The 19,050-nt window shown below is 73.9% G+C and carries 1 protein-coding gene; it reads left to right on the top strand.

Features of this window, described 5'->3' with window-relative positions; translation table 11 throughout:
- The first annotated feature begins 116 nt into the window (after positions 1 to 116).
- Positions 117 to 19,037: a non-ribosomal peptide synthetase gene (locus K1J60_RS43010; protein WP_220650962.1), complete on the top strand. Its 18,921-nt coding sequence runs from the start codon at positions 117 to 119 to the stop codon at positions 19,035 to 19,037.
- Positions 19,038 to 19,050 lie beyond the last annotated feature (13 nt).

Raw genomic sequence — 19,050 nt, 5'->3', positions numbered from 1 at the left:
CGTCCCGGCGGGCACCTCTCTATGAGCGCTCTGTGAATTAGGTAACCCTTACCTTAGTATGTCGGCGACCCCGGCCCCTGGTCCGGGACCCCGACCCGCTGGGGAGGCTCGCGGCTGTGTGCGGTTCCGAGGAAGTTCTGTCCCATTGGCGGCGGTTGTTGACACCGCTCCCGCTCGAGATCGCGCTGCCCGCCGACCGGCCGCATCCGCCACAGCCGCTTCCCGAGCGGGACTCACGGGTGCTGTCGGACCTGCCGGACGCCCCCGAGGCCGTCCGACTCGCGGCGTTCTTCGCGCTGTTGCACCGCTACACCGGGGCGACGGACCTGACCGTCGGCCATGACGGGCTACCGCTGCGGGTGTCCGTCGAACACGATCCGACGTTCGCCGAGTTGGTGCGGCGGGTGACGCAGGCGTGGGAGGAGGCGCAGACCCACCGGGTGCCCGTCGGTCTCCTGGTCGAGGAACTGCGGCCCCGGCCGACGCGCGGCGGCGGACTGTTCTTCAACACGGCGTTCGCCACGACCTCCCGGCCGGCCGGTGAACTCCCGGCCCCGGTCGACGTGTTGCTGGAGACGGACGGGAACTCGGCACGGGCGTCGTACTCCCCCGCCCTCTTCGACGGCACGACGATCGAGCGGCTGCTCGGCCACTACCGCACGCTGCTGGCCGACGCCGTGGCCCGGCCCGGGTCGGCCGTGGCCCGGTTGGACCTGATGTCCCCGCAGGAGTACGGGCAGGTCGTCCGCGACTGGAACGACACCGCGCACGCGGTGCCGGCGGGCACCTGGCCGGCGATGTTCGCCGAACAGGTGCGACAGCGCCCCGAGGCCGTGGCACTGGTCTTCGAGGACGAGGAACTCACCTACGCCGAACTGGACGAACGCGCCAACCGCCTGGCGCACGCGCTGATCGCGCGGGGTGCCGGGCCCGAGCGGATCGTCGCCCTGGCGCTGCCGCGGTCCACCGAGCTGATCGTGGCCGAGGTCGCCGTCCTGAAGTCGGGCGCCGCCTATCTGCCGATCGACCACGACTACCCGGCGGACCGCATCGCGTACATGCTGGGCGACGCGCGGCCCGTCTGCATGGTGACCACCGGCGAGACCGCGCGCGACCTCCCCGAACCGGCGCGGGGGATGACTCTCCTGGAGCTGGACGCGCCCGCCACGGCAGCCGAGTTGGCGGAGCGGCCGGTCCACGACCCCACCGAGGCGGACCGCGGGGCGCCCCTCACCGTCCTCAACGCCGCCTATGTGATCTACACCTCGGGTTCGACCGGCCGCCCCAAGGGCGTCGTCCTCGCCCACGGCGGTGTGGCGAAGCTGGTGGCCACCCAGAGCGAGCGGTTCGGCATCGGTGCGCACAGCCGGGTGCTGCAGTTCGCCTCGCCGAGTTTCGACGTCGCCTTCTGGGACCTGTGCCTCGGACTGCTGTCCGGCGGCCGGCTCGTCGTCGTGCCGGCGGAGCGCCGGGTGCCCGGAGCACCGCTCGCCGACTACGCGAACGCGCACGGCATCACCTTCATGATCCTGCCGCCCGCGCTGCTCGCCGCCCTGCCCGACGACGTCCACCTCCCGCCCGCCGCGACGCTGTTGGCGGGCACCGAGCGGGTCTCGCCGGAGCTGGTGGGGCGGTACGCGCGCGGGCGGATGATGTTCAACGCCTACGGCCCGACCGAGGCCACCACCAACTCCACGCTCGGGCTGTGCGATCCGGACATCCCGGCCGGGGCGATCGTCCCGATCGGTGTGCCCGACCCGGGGACCCGGGCATACGTCCTGGACGCGTTCCTGCGGCCGGTGCCCGCCGGCGTCACCGGCGAGCTGTACCTGGGGGGCGCGGGTCTGGCGCGGGGCTATCTCGGGCGACCGGACCTGACCGCCGAGCGGTTCGTCGCCGACCCGTTCGGGGAGCCCGGCGAGCGGCTCTACCGCACCGGTGACCTGGTGCGCTGGCGGGCCGACGGCCGGCTGGAGTTCCTGGGGCGCGCCGACGCGCAGGTCAAGATCCGCGGGTTCCGTATCGAGCCGGGCGAGATCGAGTCGGTGCTGCGCGGCCATCCGGCCGTCGACCAGGTCACGGTCGTCGTCCGCGAGGACAGGCCGGGCGACCGCCGCCTCGCCGCCTATGTCGTCCCCGCCCTCGACGCGCCGCGTGACACGGACGCGGACGCGCGGGTCGAGGAGTGGAAGGAGTTGCACGAACTCCTCTACGGGGCGGCCGGTTCCGAGGACTCGGGCGGAGCGGACACCGACGGCTCCGGCCTCCGCGAGAACTTCGCGGGCTGGAACAGCATGTACGACGGCAAGCCGATCCCCGTCGCGGAGATGCGCGAATGGCGGACGGCGACCGTCGAGCGGATCCGTGAACTCGGCCCGGTCCGAAGGGTGTTGGAGATCGGCGTCGGCAGCGGCCTGATCCTGTCCAGGATCGCGCCCGACTGCGAGGCCTACTGGGGCACCGATCTCTCGGCGGAGGCCGTCACGGCACTGCGCGCGCAGGTCGACACCGATCCGGAGCTGTCCGCCAAGGTCGAGCTGCGGGCCATGCCCGCCCATGACGTCGAAGGCCTGCCCGAGGGGTACTTCGACACCGTCGTCATCAACTCCGTCGCCCAGTACTTCCCCGGCGGGGAGTACCTCGCCGACGTACTCCGTCAGGTGTCGGGGCTGCTCGCCCCCGGTGGCCGGATCTTCGTCGGTGACGTCCGCAATCTGCGCCTGCTGCGGACCCTGCGCGCGGCCGTGGAGACCCGGCGGGCCACCGGCGGTGACGAGGGCGACAAGAGCGCCCTGCGGGCGGCCGTCGAGCGGTCGGTGCGCTGGGAGGGCGAACTCCTGCTCGACCCGGACTTCTTCGCCGCCCTCGACGGCTTCGACGCGGACATCCGGCTCAAGCGGGCCGCGCACCACAACGAGCTGAGCCGGTACCGGTACGACGTCGTGCTGCGCCCGGGGGCTCCGGTGGCCGCCCGGGAGCTGCCGGAGGCCGACTGGTCGGCGGTCGGCGGCCTCGACGGACTGGCGGGGCTGCTGGCCGGGCGCCCGGACGGGCTCCGGATCACCGGTGTGCCCAACGCGCGCCTCGCGGACGACCTGGCGGATCTGCGGCGGCTGGAGGACAGCAGCCGGCAGGCGGCTGACGGGGCCGACCCCGAGGACCTGCACACGCTGGCGGCGGAGCACGGTTACCGGGCGGCGCTCACCTGGAACGGCAACGCGGACGACGGCGCGTTCGACGCCGTGTTCGTCCTCGACGGGCCCTTCGGCCTCCTGTACCGGACGGCCCACGGCCACCCGCGCGCCAACCGGCCCGCGCCCTTCCGTGACGTGAGCGCGCTGATGCGGACCCTGCGCGGGCACGCCGCCGAGTGGCTGCCCGACTACATGGTCCCCTCGGCGTTCGTCCCGCTGCACGCCCTGCCGGTCACCCCCAGCGGCAAGATCGACGCGCGAGCGCTGCCCGCCCCGGACTACGCCACGATGAGCTCCGGAAGGGCCCCGCGCACCCCGCGCGAGAAGCTGCTGTGTTCGCTGTACGCCGAGGTGCTCGGCCTGGACGCGGTGACGGCGGAGGACGACTTCCTCGCGCTCGGCGGCGACAGCATCAGCGCCATCCAACTCCTCATCCGGGCGCGGGAGTCGGGTCTCAGGCTCACCACTCGTGACGTCTTCCGGCACCGCACGGTCGAGGCACTGGCGCAGGCCGCCGTCGAGCGGGTCGCCGAACACACCGCCGACGAGCCCCTGATCGAAATCGACGCGGCCGAACTCGCCGAGATCCAGGGAACGCGCCCGCTGCCCGTCGCCGAACTGCTTCCGCTCACCCCGCTCCAGCAGGGCTTCTTCTTCCACTCCCTCACGGGCCGCGCCGACGGGGACACCTATGTCGTCCAGCAGGTCCTGGACCTCGCCGGACCGGTCGACGCCGCAGTGCTTCGCCGCGCCGCGCAGTGCCTGCTGGACCGGCACGCGCCGCTGCGGGCCGCGTTCCGTCAGCGCCCGGACGGCACCCCCGTGCAGATCATCACGCGGGACGCCGAACTGCCCTGGCGGGAGGTCGACCTGTCGTCGCAGGACGGCGAGGTCCGCGAGACGCTGGGTGACGCCGTGGCGGAGGACGAACGGGCCCGGGGCTTCGACCTGGCCGCGCCGCCACTGCTGCGCTGCGCCCTGGTCCGGCTCGGCGAGGAGCGCAGCCGCCTGGTGCTGACGTTCCATCACATCATCGCCGACGGCTGGTCGTTGCCGGTGCTGCACCGCGAACTGATGGCGTACTACGGCACCGACGACCCCGCGCTGCCCGAGGTCGCCCCGTACCGCGGCTTCCTGCGCCGCCTCGCCGAGCAGGACCGTGACACGGCACGCGAGGTCTGGCGCGACGCGCTCGCCGGCCTGGACGAGCCGACGCGGCTGGTCGGCGCCCCGGCCGACGGGGCACCCGTCCGCCCGGAGCACGTCCGGGTGGAGCTGTCCGAGCGGACCACCGCGCGGCTCGCCGAGCGGGCCCGTGAACACGGTGTCACCCTCGGCACGGTGGTGCAGGGCGCCTGGGGCCTGCTGCTGGGCCGGCTCACCGGCCGGGACGACGTGGTGTTCGGCACCACGGTCTCCGGGCGCGACGGCGAGGTCGACGGCATCGCCTCCATGGTGGGCCTGTTCATCAACACCCTGCCGACACGCTTCCGTTGGGCACCCCGGGAGTCGCTCGGGGAGCTGCTCGTCCGCCTCCAGGAGGAACAGGCGCGACTGCTGGACCACCAGCACCTGGGCCTCGCGGAGATCCAGCGGCTCGCCGGGCACGCGGGCTCCGGCGAACTCTTCGACACCCTCGTGGTGTTCGAGAACTACCCCGCCGAGACGGACCTCCGGGACGCCTCGGGGACCGTACGCGTCACCGGCGACGCCTTCCACGACGCCGTGCACTATCCCCTCGCCCTCGTCGTCAAGCCCGGCCGACGGCTCGACCTGCGGCTCAAGCACCACGCGGAGCGCCTCGACGGCGACACCGTCCGCGCCCTCGGCGACCGGCTGGTCCGCGTCCTGGAGGCCGTCGCCGAGGCACCGGAGGACGCGGCCGCCTCCGTCGACCTGCTCTCCCCCGACGAGGCCCTGCGCGCCCGCTGCACCGGCGAGGAGCGCGTCGTACCGGAGTCCACCCTGGCGCAGGGGTTCGCCGCGCGGGTCGCCCGGACTCCGGACGCGACGGCCGTCGTCTTCGAGGACGAGCGGCTGAGCTATGCCGAACTGGACTCCCGCGCCGATGAGTTGGCCGTACGGCTGCGCGGCCGGGGCGCGGGCCCGGGGACGTTCGTGGCGGTCGCCGTGCCACGCTCGGCGGAGCTGATGGTGGCGCTGCTCGGCGTCCTGAAGTCGGGCGCCGCCTATCTGCCGGTGGACCTCGACTACCCCGCCGACCGGGTGGCCCACATGCTCGCCGACTCCGGCGCCACGACGGTGGTCACGCTCGCCGCGACAGCCGGCCGACTGCCCGGACCGAACCGGTCCGCCGGGGGGAACGTTCCCTCCGTACTGCTGCTGGACGCCGCCGACGCCGCGCCGACCGGTGCCGCCGGCCCAGCGCCTGCCCCCGCCTCCGCCCCCGCCCCCGCCCCCGCCCCCGCGCGCCCCGACGACCCCGCGTACCTGATCTACACCTCGGGCTCGACCGGTCTGCCCAAGGGTGTCGTCGTCACGCACCGGGCCGTCGTGAACCGACTGGCGTGGACGCAGGGCGAGTACGGACTCGGTCCCGACGACCGGGTGCTGCAGAAGACGCCGTCCAGCTTCGACGTGTCCGTCTGGGAGTTCTTCTGGCCGCTCCTCGAAGGCGCGACCGTGGTGCTCGCCCGGCCGGACGGCCACCGCGACCCCGCCTACCTGGCGGAACTCGTGCGTACCCAGGCCGTCACGACCATGCACTTCGTGCCGTCGATGCTGGAGGCCTTCCTCCAGCACGACGAGGTCACCGGCGACCCCACCTGGTCGGCTTCGCTGCGCCGCGTGCTGAGCAGCGGCGAGGCGCTCCCGGTCGGCGCCGCGAGCCGCTGGCACGCGCTGACGGGCGTGCCGCTGCACAACCTGTACGGCCCGACCGAGGCGGCCGTCGACGTCACGTACCACCCGTACGCCCCCGACGAGGAGCAGACCGGCGCGTCCGTGCCCATCGGCCGCCCCGTGTGGAACACGGGCCTGCGCGTACTGGACACCTGTCTGCGGCCCGTCCCGGACGGTGTGCCCGGCGAGCTGTACCTGACGGGCGTCCAGCTCGCCCGCGGCTACCACGCCCGGCCGGGCCTCACCGCCGAGCGGTTCACCGCCGACCCGTACGGGCCGCCCGGCGGCCGGATGTACCGCACCGGTGACCTGGTCCGGCGGCGCGCGGACGGGGTGATCGAGTACCTGGGCCGCACGGACCGGCAGGTCAAGCTGCGCGGCAACCGGATCGAGCTCGGCGAGATCGAGGCCGCGCTGGCGCGGCTGCCGGAGGTGGCGCAGGCCGCCGTGACGGTACGGGACGACGCGCTGGTCGCGTACGTCGTGCCCGTCGGCGGCGCGCCCGTGGGCGACCTCCGCGAGGCCCTGACCGGGTCTCTCCCCTCGCCCATGGTCCCGAGCGCCTGGGTCAGCCTCGACGCCCTGCCGCTCACCCCGAGCGGCAAGCTGGACCGGGCCGCGCTGCCCGCCCCGCAGGCCGTGCGCGCTACCGTCACCCGGGCTCCGAGCAGCCCCCGGGAACAGGTGCTCGTCGAGATCTTCGCGGCCGTGCTGAAGCTCGCCGAGGTCGGCGTCGACGACGACTTCTTCCTGCTCGGCGGTGACAGCATCAGCTCGATCGCCGTCTCCAGCCGGGCCCGCCGCGCGGGTCTGGTGATCGGCCCGCGCGAGGTGTTCGAGCACCGCACCCCGGCGGCGCTCGCGGCGGCGGCGGCCCTCGACGAGCCGGCCGCCGCGGACAGCCCTCCCGCGTCCGCGTTCGCGCTGACCGAGGAGGAGCGGGAGCGGGTCGAACGGCTCGCACCGGGCCGGATCGAGGACGTGTGGCCCCTCGCCCCGCTCCAGGAGGGTCTGTTCTTCCACTCGAACTTCGACGACAGCTCCCTGGACGTCTACACGGTCCACGAGTCCTTCGACTTCGCCGAACGCGTCGACGCCGAGCGGCTGTCGGACGCCGTGCGTACGCTGCTGGGCCGCAACCCCAGTCTGCGTGCCGGATTCACCAGTGAAGGGCTGCGCCAGCCGGTGCAGTTCATCGTGCGCGACGCCGGCGTCCCCCTGCGGGAAGTGGATCTGGCGGGGCTCCCGGCGGCCGAACAGGACTTCCGCATGCGGGAGTTGCTGGAGGAGTCGAGGGCGCAGCGGTTCGACCTCACCCGCCCGCTGCTGTTCCGGATGCTGCTCGTGCGGCTCGGCGCGGAGCGCGGCGACCGGCTGATCGTCGGCCGTCATCTGATCCTGTGGGACGGCTGGTCGGCCTGGCTGTTCCTGGACCAGCTGTTCGCCCTGTACGAGAGCGGGGGCGACCCGGCGGGCCTGGACCGCCCCGGCTCGTACCGCGACTACCTGACCTGGCTGGAGCGGCAGGACGACACCGAGGCGACCCGTGCGTGGCGGGCGGCCCTGTCCGGCTTCGAGGAGCCGACGCTGCTGGTGCCGACCGCCTCCGACCGGGGGCGGGAACCGGTGATCCCGGCGCAGCTGGAGGCCGTGCTGGACACGGCGGTCGCGGAGCGGCTGCGCGACACCGCCCGCACCCACGGTCTGACGCTCAACACCGTGCTCAACGCCGCCTGGGGTCTGGTCCTGGCCGGCGCGACCGGACGCGGCGACATCGCCTTCGGTACGACGGTCGCCGGGCGGCCCAGCGAGGTGCCGGACATCGAGAACGTCATCGGCATGTTCCTCAACACCGTGCCGGCGCGCATCGCCTTCGACCCGCGCGAGCCGGTCCTCGACCTGCTGCGCCGCGTCCAGGGCGAGCGGCTGGAGGTCATGCCGTACGAGTACCTGGGGCTCGGTGTCCTCCAGGCCGAGACGGGTCACCGGCGGCTGTTCGACACGCTGTTCGTGCTGCGCAACGCCGACACGGACGAGCGCCTCGCCGAGCTGCGCGAACGGCACGGCGCGACGGCCGTGGCCAACGTGGACGCCACGCACTATCCGGCGAACCTGGTGGTGACACCCGGCGAGCGGGTGCGGGTGACCCTGGCCTACCGGCCCGACCTGCTGGACGACACCTACGCGCGGCGCCTGTTGGACCGTTTCGTGCTGCTGGTCGACCGGCTGGTGGCCGACCCGAGCGCCCCCGTCGGCTCGCTGGACGCCCTGCTGCCGGCCGAGGCCGACGGGCTCGCCCGCGAGGAGGCCGCTCAGCGGCAGCCGGTGCCGCACGAGACGGTCGCGGACATGCTGGCCGCGCAGGCCGCCCGCACCCCGGACGCGACCGCCCTGGTCTTCGGCACGCAGACCCTGACGTACGCCGAACTCGACGCGCGCTGCGACCGGATGGCCCAGCTGCTGATCGCGCGGGGTGCCGGACCCGAGAAGGTGATCGCGCTCGGGCTGCCGCGCTCGATCGACATGGTGGTGGCGCTGTTCGCGGTGCTGCGCACGGGGTCGGCGTATCTGCCGCTGGAGCTGGACCATCCCGCCGACCGGCTCTCGCTGATGCTGGCGGACGCGCGCCCGCTGCTCCTGCTGTCCACCGAGGCCGTGTCGCGGACGCTGACGGGCGACACACCGCGCGTTCTGCTCGACGACCCGTCGGTGACGGCGGAGCTGGCGGCCTTCCCGGCCGGCCCGGTGTCGGTGTCCTTCAGCCTGGACCACCCGGCGTACGTCATCTACACCTCGGGCTCCACGGGCCGCCCCAAGGGTGTCGTCACCCCGTACCTCGGTCTGACGAACATGCAGCTCAACCACCAGAAGGAGATCTTCGCCCCGGCGATCGCGTCGGCGGGCGGGCGGCGGCTGCGGATCGCGCACACCGTGTCGTTCGCGTTCGACATGTCCTGGGAGGAGCTGCTGTGGCTCGTCGAGGGGCATGAGGTGCACATCTGCGACGAGGAGCTCAGGCGGGACGCGACCGCGCTGGTCGCGTACTGCGAGGAACACCGTGTCGACGTCGTCAACGTGACCCCGACGTACGCCCATCTCCTCATCGAGGAGGGCCTGTTGGATGGGCACCGGCCGCCGCTGGTGCTGCTCGGCGGCGAGGCCGTCACCGAGACGGTGTGGAACACGCTGCGGGACACCGAGGGAACGTACGGCTACAACCTGTACGGCCCGACCGAGTACACGATCAACACGCTCGGCGGGGGTACGCAGGACAGCGCGACCCCGACCGTGGGCAGGCCGATCCGCGCCACCCGGGCCCGCGTCCTCGACCCGTGGATGCGTCCGGTGCCGGACGGTGTGGCGGGCGAGCTGTACATCGCCGGCGTCGGGCTGGCGCGCGGCTACCTCGACCGGCCGGGCCTGACCGCCGAGCGGTTCGTGGCGGACCCGTTCGGGGAGCCGGGCGAGCGCATGTACCGCACCGGCGACCTGGTGCGACGGCGTGCCGACGGCAACCTGGACTTCCTCGGCCGTACCGACGACCAGGTCAAGATCCGGGGCTACCGGGTCGAGCTGGGCGAGATCGAGACCGCGCTCGCCCAGCACCCCGAGGTGTCCCAGGCCGCCGTGATCGCCCGCGACGACACCTCGGCGCCCGGCACGAAGCGCCTCGTGGGCTACGTGGTGCCCGCCGAACTCGACCAGGACGCGAGGGACTCGGCCGAGCGGGAGCAGATCGGCGAGTGGCGGGAGATCTACTCCGCCGAGTACACCGAGATCGGCACCGCCCTGTTCACCGAGGACTTCGCGGGCTGGGACAGCTCCTACGACGGCACGCCGATCCCCGTGGAGCACATGCGGGAGTGGCGCGAGGCGACCGTGGAGCGCATCCGCGAGCTGCGGCCCCGCCGGATCCTGGAGATCGGCGTCGGCTCGGGCCTGCTGCTGTCGAAGCTCGCTCCGGACGCGGAGGCGTACTGGGCGACCGACTTCGCCGCGCCCGTGATCCGCAAGCTCACCGAGGGCGTCAGCGACGACCCGGTGCTGGCGGGCAAGGTCGAACTGCGCTGCCAGGCGGCCGAGGTGACCGACGGGCTGCCCACCGGCTACTTCGACACGGTCGTCATCAACTCCGTCGTCCAGTACTTCCCGAGCCTGGACCACCTCCACCAGGTGATCCGGGGCGCGCTGGGCCTGCTCGCGCCCGGCGGTGCCCTGTTCCTCGGTGACGTCCGCGACCTGCGCCAGGCCCGGGTGTTCCAGTCCGGCATCCAGGCCGCCCGCGCCGACGCGGACACCGAGCCCGAGGCCCTGCGCCGGGCCGTGGAGCGGGGCCTGGCTCTGGAGAAGGAACTCCTCGTCGACCCGGACTGGTTCACCACCCTCGGTGTCGGCGTCGACCTGCGCACCAAGGCGGGCCGCCACCACAACGAGCTGACCCGCTACCGGTACGACGTGGTGCTCTACGAGGGGGACCCCGGCCTGGTGCTGGACGGCGTCCCGGCGGTCGACTGGACGGGACGGGACGCGCTCCTCGCCCGGCTCGACGGCACCGGACCGCTCCGCGTGCGGGGCGTCCCGGACGCCCGCACGGCCGGCGACCTCGCCGGGCTGCGCGCCCTGGACACCGGCCGTCCCGCGCCCGTCCCCGCGACAGGGGTCGAACCGGAGGACCTGCGGGAGACCGCCGGGGCACACGGCTACCGGCTCCTCACCACCTGGTCCGCCGAACCCGGCGCCTACGAGGCCGTGTTCGTGCCCGACGCCGACACCTCTCGCACGGCCGGCCTGTACCGGCCGCGCGCCGACCGCGACGCCACCGCTCCGTTCGCCAACACCCCGGCGGCCGGTCGCGGCCACACCGCGCTCGTCCGGCGGCTCCGCGACGACCTCGGACAGCGGCTGCCCGGCTACATGGTGCCCGCCGCCTTCGTGGTGCTGCCCGGGCTGCCGATGAACGACAACGGCAAGCTGGACGTGCGCGCCCTGCCGGACGCCGAGCCCGCGGTCGCCCTGTCGGCGGGGCGCGGCCCGCGCACCCCCGTCGAGGAGGTGCTGTGCCGGCTTTTCGCCGAGGTGCTGGGGCTGCCCCGCACCGGCGCCGAGGACAACTTCTTCGACCTGGGCGGCCACTCACTGCTCGCGACCCGGCTGATCAGCCGCGCCCGCACCGAGCTGGGCGCCGAGCTGGCCATCCGCGACCTCTTCGAGGCGCCCACTGCGGAGGCTCTGGCGCTGCGGGCGGGTGCCGGACGTCCCGCGCGGCCCGCTCTGCGGACCGTCTCGGAGCGGCCCGCGCGCGTCCCGCTGTCGGCGGCGCAGCGACGGCTGTGGCTGGTGGAGCGCCTCACGGGCGGCGGGGTGGCCTACAACTTCCCTCTCGTCTTCCGGCTGCGCGGCGAGCTGGACCTCGACGCGCTGCGGGCGGCCCTGCTCGATGTGACGGCTCGTCATGAGGCGTTGCGCACCCGTTTCCTGGAGGAGGACGGCGAGCCCTACCAGTGGATCGTGCCGCCGGGTGCCGCCGAGCCCGGGTTCCGGGTGGAGGAGGTCACCGAGGGCGACCTGGCCGACCGGATCGAGGCGGCGCAGCGTCGGCCGTTCGACCTGAGCGCCGAACTCCCCGTCCGCGCCGAGGTGTTGCGCCTCGGCCCCGCCGACCACGTGGTGGCGCTGGTCCTGCACCACATCACCACCGACGAGTGGTCGGACCGTCCGTTCCTCGCCGATCTCACCACCGCCTACCGGGCCCGGGTCGAGGGCCGTGCTCCGCGGTGGGCGGCGCTTCCGGTGCAGTACGCCGACTACACCCTGTGGCAGGACGCGCTGCTCGGGCAGGTCGGTGCGGCGCAACTCGCCCACTGGACCGAGGCGTTGCGTGACCTGCCCGAGGAGCTGTCCCTGCCGGTGGACCGGCCGCGGCCGGACGCGCCCACCGGGCGGGGCGGCAAGGTGCGTCTGGAGCTGTCCCCCGCCACCGGCCGGGCCTTGCGTGAGCTGTCCACCGCCACGAACACCAGTATGTTCATGGTGTTCCAGGCGGCCACGGCGGCGCTGCTGCACCGGCTGGGCGCCGGTGACGACATTCCGCTCGGAGCCCCCATCGCGGGGCGTACGGACGACGCGCTGGACGACCTGGTCGGTTTCTTCGTGAACACGCTGGTGCTGCGCACCGATCTGTCGGGCCCGCAGAGCGGTCCGTCGGAGCTGACGTTCACCCGACTCCTGGGTCGGGTCCGGGAGTCCGCCCTCCAGGCGTTCGAGCACCAGGACCTGCCCTTCGATCACGTGGTGGAGGCTGTGAACCCGCCTCGGGTCGCCGGTCGCAACCCGCTGTTCCAGGTCATGCTCGGCTACCACTACCGGCCCGACGGCGACCCGGACGTGCTGGGCATGGCGACCGAGTGGTTCGACATGGACACCGGCATGGCCAAGTTCGATCTGCACTTCACCTTCGTGGACGAGGTGGGACAGGACCGTCTCACCCTGCTGCTGGAGTACGCGCTCGACCTGTTCGACGACGACACGGCCCGGCGCACGGCCGGGCGGCTGGCCCGGCTGCTGGAGCAGGTCGCCGACGCCCCCGACACGCCTGTGCGGGACCTGGAGGTGCTGGAGGAGGCCGAGCGGGAATCGGTGCTCGTCCGGTGGAACGACACGGCACGCGACGTGCCGGCGACCACCCTGCCGGAGCTGTTCCGGGCGCAGGTGGCCCGGACCCCCGACGCGCTCGCCCTGGTCCACGAGGAACAGCGCCTGACGTACGCGGAGTTGGACGCGCGGGTCGAGCGCACCGCACGGATCCTGGCCGGGATGGGCGTGGGTCCGGAGCGCACGGTGGCGGTGGCGCTGCCGCGTTCGGTGGACCTGGTGGTCGCCCTGCTGGCGGTGCACCGGGCCGGGGGCGCCTATCTGCCCGTGGAGCCCGGTCAGCCACGGGAGCGGCTGGCGCTCATGCTGGAGGAGGCCGGGCCGGTGTGCGTCGTCGAGGACGCGCTGCCGGAGGGACCGCCGGGAGAGCTTCCCACCGCGTACGGCCCTGCGAGCCCGGCCTACGTGATCTACACCTCCGGGTCGACCGGCCGCCCCAAGGGGGTCGTCGTCCCGCACGAGGGCATCGTCAACCGGCTGCTGTGGATGCAGGACGCGTACGGGCTCGGACCCGACGACCGGGTGCTGCAGAAGACCCCGTCCGGCTTCGACGTGTCGGTGTGGGAGTTCTTCTGGCCGCTGATCACCGGGGCCGCGCTGGTGGTCGCCCGGCCGGAGGGGCACCGGGACCCGGCGTATCTGGCGCGGGTGATCCGTGAACAGGCCGTCACGACCACGCACTTCGTGCCGTCGATGCTCCAGGTGTTCCTGGAGGAGCCGGCCGCCGCGCGGTGCACGGGTCTGCGCCGGGTGATGTGCAGCGGTGAGGCCCTGCCGCCGTCGGTGGCGACACGCTTCCACGAGGTGCTGTCGGCGGAGCTGCACAACCTGTACGGGCCGACGGAGGCGTCGGTCGACGTCACGGCCGGCCAGGTGGTGCCGGGCGCCGACCGGGTGGTGATCGGGCGTCCCGTGTGGAACACCCGGACCTACGTCCTCGACGCGGCGCTGCGGCCGGTGCCGCCCGGTGTGGCGGGAGAGCTCTACCTGGCGGGCGTCCAGCTCGCCCGTGGCTACCTCGACCGCCCCGGGCTCACGGCCGAGCGGTTCGTCGCGGACCCGTACGGCGGGCCGGGCGCGCGGATGTACCGGACGGGCGACCTGGCCCGCTGGCGGCCGGACGGCACGCTCGACTTCCTCGGCCGCACCGACCACCAGGTCAAGATCCGTGGCGTGCGCATCGAGCCCGGCGAGATCGAGGCGGTGCTCGCCCGGCACGAGTCCGTCGCCCACGCGGTCGTCGTCCCGCACGACCAGCGGCTCGTTGCGTACGTCGTCCCCGCCGCCGGCCGGGCCGCCGACCCGGCGGTCCTGCGGGCCCACACCGCCGCTGCCCTGCCGGACCACATGGTGCCCGCGGCCGTCGTCGCCCTCGACGCGCTGCCGCTCACATCCAACGGCAAGCTGGACCGCCGGGCGCTGCCCGCGCCCGACTTCGCGGCGGGCAGCGGCGCCGGCGGGCGGGCGGGGGGCCCGCGCGAGGAGATCCTCCGCGGTCTGTTCGCCGAGGTGCTGGGCGTGGACCGGGTCGGCGTCGACGACGACTTCTTCGCCCTGGGCGGACACTCGCTGCTGGCCATGCGGCTGGTCGCCGGGGTCCGGGCCGCGTTCGGGTCGGAGGTGTCGCTGCGCACGGTGTTCGACGCGCCGACGGTGACCCGGCTCGCGCGGCGGCTGGCGGACACCGCGGACGCGGGAGCCACGACCCGCCCAGCGCTGACGGTCCGGGAACGGCCCGAGCGGCTACCGCTGTCCTCGGCCCAGCAACGCCTGTGGGTGCTGTACCAGGTGGAGGGACCCAGCGCGACGTACAACATCCCCTCGGCCTGGCGGCTGACGGGCGCGCTGGACGTCGAGGCGCTGCGGGCGGCCGTGCGCGATCTGGTCGTCCGGCACGAGACGCTGCGCACGGTCTTCCCCGACGACGAGGGCCGGGCCCACCAACTGGTCCTGGCGCCCGACGAGGTCCGGGTCCCGTTCGAGGTCGTCGACACGGACGACGAGCTGCTGCCCGAGCTGCTGGCGGAGGCCGGGGCGTACGGCTTCGCGCTGGACCGTGAGATCCCGCTGCGGGTGCATGTGTTCCGCACGGGTGAGGAGCGGTGGACCGTCCTGCTGCTCCTGCACCACATCGCCGGGGACGAGTGGTCCGAGGGCCCGCTGAACCGGGACCTCGCGCTCGCCTACGCCGCCCGTACGGCGGGACGCGCGCCCGCATGGGAGCCGTTGCCCGTCCAGTACGCCGACTACACGCTGTGGCAGCGGGAGGTCCTCGGCGACGAGAAGGACGAGGGCAGCCTCGCGGCACGCCAGCTCGCTTACTGGAAGAGGGCGTTGGCCGGGCTGCCCGAGGAGCTGGCGCTGCCCGTGGACCGGGCCCGTCCGCTGGAGGCGACCTACCGGGGCGGCTCCGCCGACCTGTCGCTGGACGCCTCACTCGCCGACGCCCTGAACGGGTTGGCCCGCGACAACGGGGTCAGTGTGTTCATGGTGCTCCAGGCGGCCGTGGCCACGCTCCTGTCCCGGCTCGGCGCGGGCGACGACATCCCCATCGGCAGCCCGATCTCCGGTCGCACCGACGCCGGGCTGGACGAACTGGTCGGGTTCTTCCTCAACACGCTGGTGCTGCGCACCGACACCTCCGGGGACCCGACGTTCCGGGAGCTGCTCGGCCGCGTCCGGGAGACCGACCTGGCCGCGTTCGACCACCAGGACGTGCCCTTCGAGCGGCTGGTGGAGGTGCTCAACCCGGCCCGCTCCCTGGCCCGTCACCCGCTGTTCCAGGTGATGGTCGTGTACCTGGCCTCCGACGGCGACGACGCGGGGCTGCCCGGTCTGGACGCCCGCCGGGACGACGTGACGCAGACGACCGCCAAGTTCGACCTGTCCTTCGACTTCGTCGAGCGCGGCGACGGCACCGGCGTGGACGGCGTCCTGGAGTACAGCGCCGACCTGTTCGACCCGGCGACCGCCCGGTCCTTCGCGGACCGGCTGCTGCGCGTCCTGCGGGCCGTGACCGCCGATCCGGACACCCCGCTGGGCCGCATCGACATCCTCGCCCCGGACGAGCGGGCCCGGCTGCTCGGCGGCTGGCACAGCCGTCCGGTCGCCGACGGACCCACCACGGTGCCCGCGCTCTTCGAGGAGCGGGCGCACCGGCACGGCGACCTGCCCGCCGCCGCCTCCGACGGTGTCGAGCTGACCTTCGCCGAACTCAACGCGGACGCGAACCGGTTGGCCCGGCTGCTCGTGCAGGCGGGCGCCGGGCCCGAGAGGTTCGTCGCGCTGGCGCTGCCGCGCACCGCGCACTTCCTCACGGCCGTCCTCGCCGTGCACAAGGCGGGCGCCGCGTATCTGCCGCTCGACCCGGACGCCCCGGCGGAGCGCACGGCCGACGTCCTCGCCGACGCCGGACCGGTTCTCACCCTGACGACCCGGGAGTACGCCGCCACGCTGCCGTCCGGCATCGCCTCCCTGCTGCTGGACGACCCCGGCACCCGGGACCGGATCGCGGCCCAGGACCCGGCCGACCTCACCGACGCCGACCGTCGGGCCCCGCTGAACCCCCGCAACCCGGCGTACGTCATCTACACCTCGGGCTCCACCGGCCGCCCCAAGGGCGTCGTGATCACGCACGAGACGCTCGGCAACCTCTTCCACAGCCACCGCGAGACGCTGTACGGGCCCGCGATCGAGGCGGCAGGGCGGCGGCACCTGCGGGTCGGGCACGCCTGGTCGTTCTTCTTCGACGCGTCCTGGCAGCCGCAGCTGTGGCTGCTGGACGGGCACTGCGTCCATGTGCTGTCGGAAGAGGTCCGGCGCGACCCGGAGCTGGTCACCGAGGCCGTGCTGCGACACCGCTTCGACTTCCTGGAGGTCACCCCGTCGTTCTTCGCGCAGATGGCCGACAGCGGGCTGCTGCGCGACGGCGACTGTCCGCTCGCGGTCGTCGGCGTGGGCGGTGAGGCCGTCCCCGTCGCCCTGTGGAAGCGGCTGTCCGAACTGCCCGGCACCGAGGCGTTCAACCTGTACGGGCCGACCGAGTCGACCGTGGACGCCCTCGTGGGGCGCGTCCGCGACAGCGAACGGCCTCTCGTGGGGCGGCCGGTGGCCGGCACCCGGGCGTACGTCCTCGACGACCGGCTGCGGCCGGTGCCGCCCGGTGTCCCCGGTGAGCTGTACCTCGCGGGCGGCGGTCTCGCCCGCGGTTATCTGGGCAGCCCCGGTCTGACGGCGGAGCGGTTCGTGGCCGATCCGTTCGGTCCTGCCGGATCACGGCTGTACCGCACGGGCGACCTGGCCCGCTGGACCACCGACGGGCGGATCGACTACCTCGGCCGCGCCGACGACCAGGTCAAGATCCGCGGTTTCCGCATCGAGCCCGCCGAGATCGAGGCGGCGCTCACCACCCACCCGGAGGTGGGTCAGGCCCTGGTGACGGTGCACCAGGACGGTCCGCGCAAGCTGCTCGTGGCCTACGTGGTGCCGGTCCCGGACGCCTCGCCCGACGGGGCGGCGCTGCGCGCCCATGTCGCCGGCCGGCTCCCCGACCACATGGTCCCGGCGGCAGTGGTCACGCTGGCGCGGTTCCCGCAGCTGGCCAACGGCAAGCTGGACCGGTCGGCCCTCCCGGCGCCGGACTTCTCCGCCCTGTCCTCGGGACGGGCACCCGCGACCCCCGTGGAGGAGTCGCTGTGCACGGTCTTCGCGGAGGTGCTGGGGCTCGAACGGGTCGGTGTGGACGACGACTTCTTCGCCCTCGGCGGTGACAGCATCGTCGCCATGCAGCTCGTGGGGCGGGCCCGTGCGGCGGGCCTGCGGATCAGCCCGAGGCTGGTGTTCCGGCACCGTACGGTCGCCGCGCTGGGCACGGTCGCCGAGGCGGCCGACGTCTCGGCGCCGCGCCCGGCGGACGACGGCACCGGCGCGGTGTCGCTCACCCCGGTCATGCACTGGCTGCGCGAACTGGGCGGCCCCTTCGCCTCCTACCACCAGGCGGCGCTGGTCCGCACTCCTGCGGCCCTGGACCTGCCGGGTCTGACCGCCGTGCTGCGGGCGCTCGCCGACCGTCACGATCTGCTGCGCGCCACCCTGGTCCGGCCCTCCGCCGAGGACACCGATCAGTGGTCGCTGCACGTGCCGCCCGTCGGCACGGTGGACCCGGCCGGCTGGATCGAGCGGGTCGACGTCTCCGGCCTGGACGCGGCCGCGCTCGGCGAGACCGTGCGGGAACGCGCCGTCGTGGCGCGGGCGTCGCTCGACCCGGACGCCGGAGTCATGGTCAGGGCCGTGTGGTTCGACGCGGGCGACGCCCCCGGGCGGCTGCTGCTGATGGCCCACCACCTCGTCGTGGACGGTGTGTCGTGGCGGGTGCTGCTGCCGGACCTCGCCGCGGCCTGGCAGGACGTGTCCGCCGGACGGCCGGTCGGGCTGCTGCCCGTCGAGACGTCGTTCGCCCGCTGGTCGAGGCTGCTCACGGAGCTGGCTCAGCGTCCGGAGCGGGAGGCCGAACTGCCCGTGTGGGAGGCGATTCTCGCCGACGGCGCGGCCTCCCCGCCGCTCTCGCGGGACCGGGATCCCGACCGCGACACCAGCGCCACCCGGCGCGAGGTCGTCCTCCGGCTGCCCGCCGAGCACACCGGCCCCCTGCTGTCGGCGGTGCCGGCCGCGTTCGGCGCCGCCGTCAACGACGTCCTGCTGGCCGGGCTCGCGCTCGCCTTCGCGGACCGGCGGCGCCGGGACGGAGGCACGGAGACCTCGGTCCTCGTCGACCTCGAAGGACACGGCCGCGAGGAGGAGTTGGGCGGCGACGGCGTCGATCTGTCGCGTACGGTCGGCTGGTTCACCAGCGTCTACCCGGTCCGGCTCGACGCGGGGCCGGCCGACCCCGGCGAGGCCTTCGCCGGGGGCCCGGCGGCGGCCGAGGCCGTGCGCCGGGTGCGGGAGCACCTGGCGGCACTGCCCGGGAACGGCGTCGGATACGGGATGCTGCGGCACCTCAACCCCCGGACCCGCGAGGTGCTGGCGGCCTACGAGCCGCCGCGTGTCGAGTTCAACTACCTGGGCCGGTTCGGCATCCCGGAGGAGACGGACTGGTCGTACGCGCCGGAGGAGGAGGCGGCGGACATCGGGTCGGAGGGCTCGATGCGGGAGGGTCACGCGCTGGAGATCAACGTGGTGACCGAGGACCGGGCGGACGGGCCGGTGCTGGCCGCGCACTGGTCGTATCTGGAAGGACTGCTGCCGCGCGACACGGTCCAGGATCTCGCCGCGACCTGGTTCCGGGCCCTTCAGGGGCTCGTCGCGTGGGCGGAGCGGAACCCGAAGTGACAGCAGCAGTGAG

The organism is Streptomyces akebiae, assembly GCF_019599145.1.
GTDB lineage: Bacteria > Actinomycetota > Actinomycetes > Streptomycetales > Streptomycetaceae > Streptomyces > Streptomyces akebiae.
This window is presented reverse-complemented; position numbering and strand designations above follow the sequence as displayed.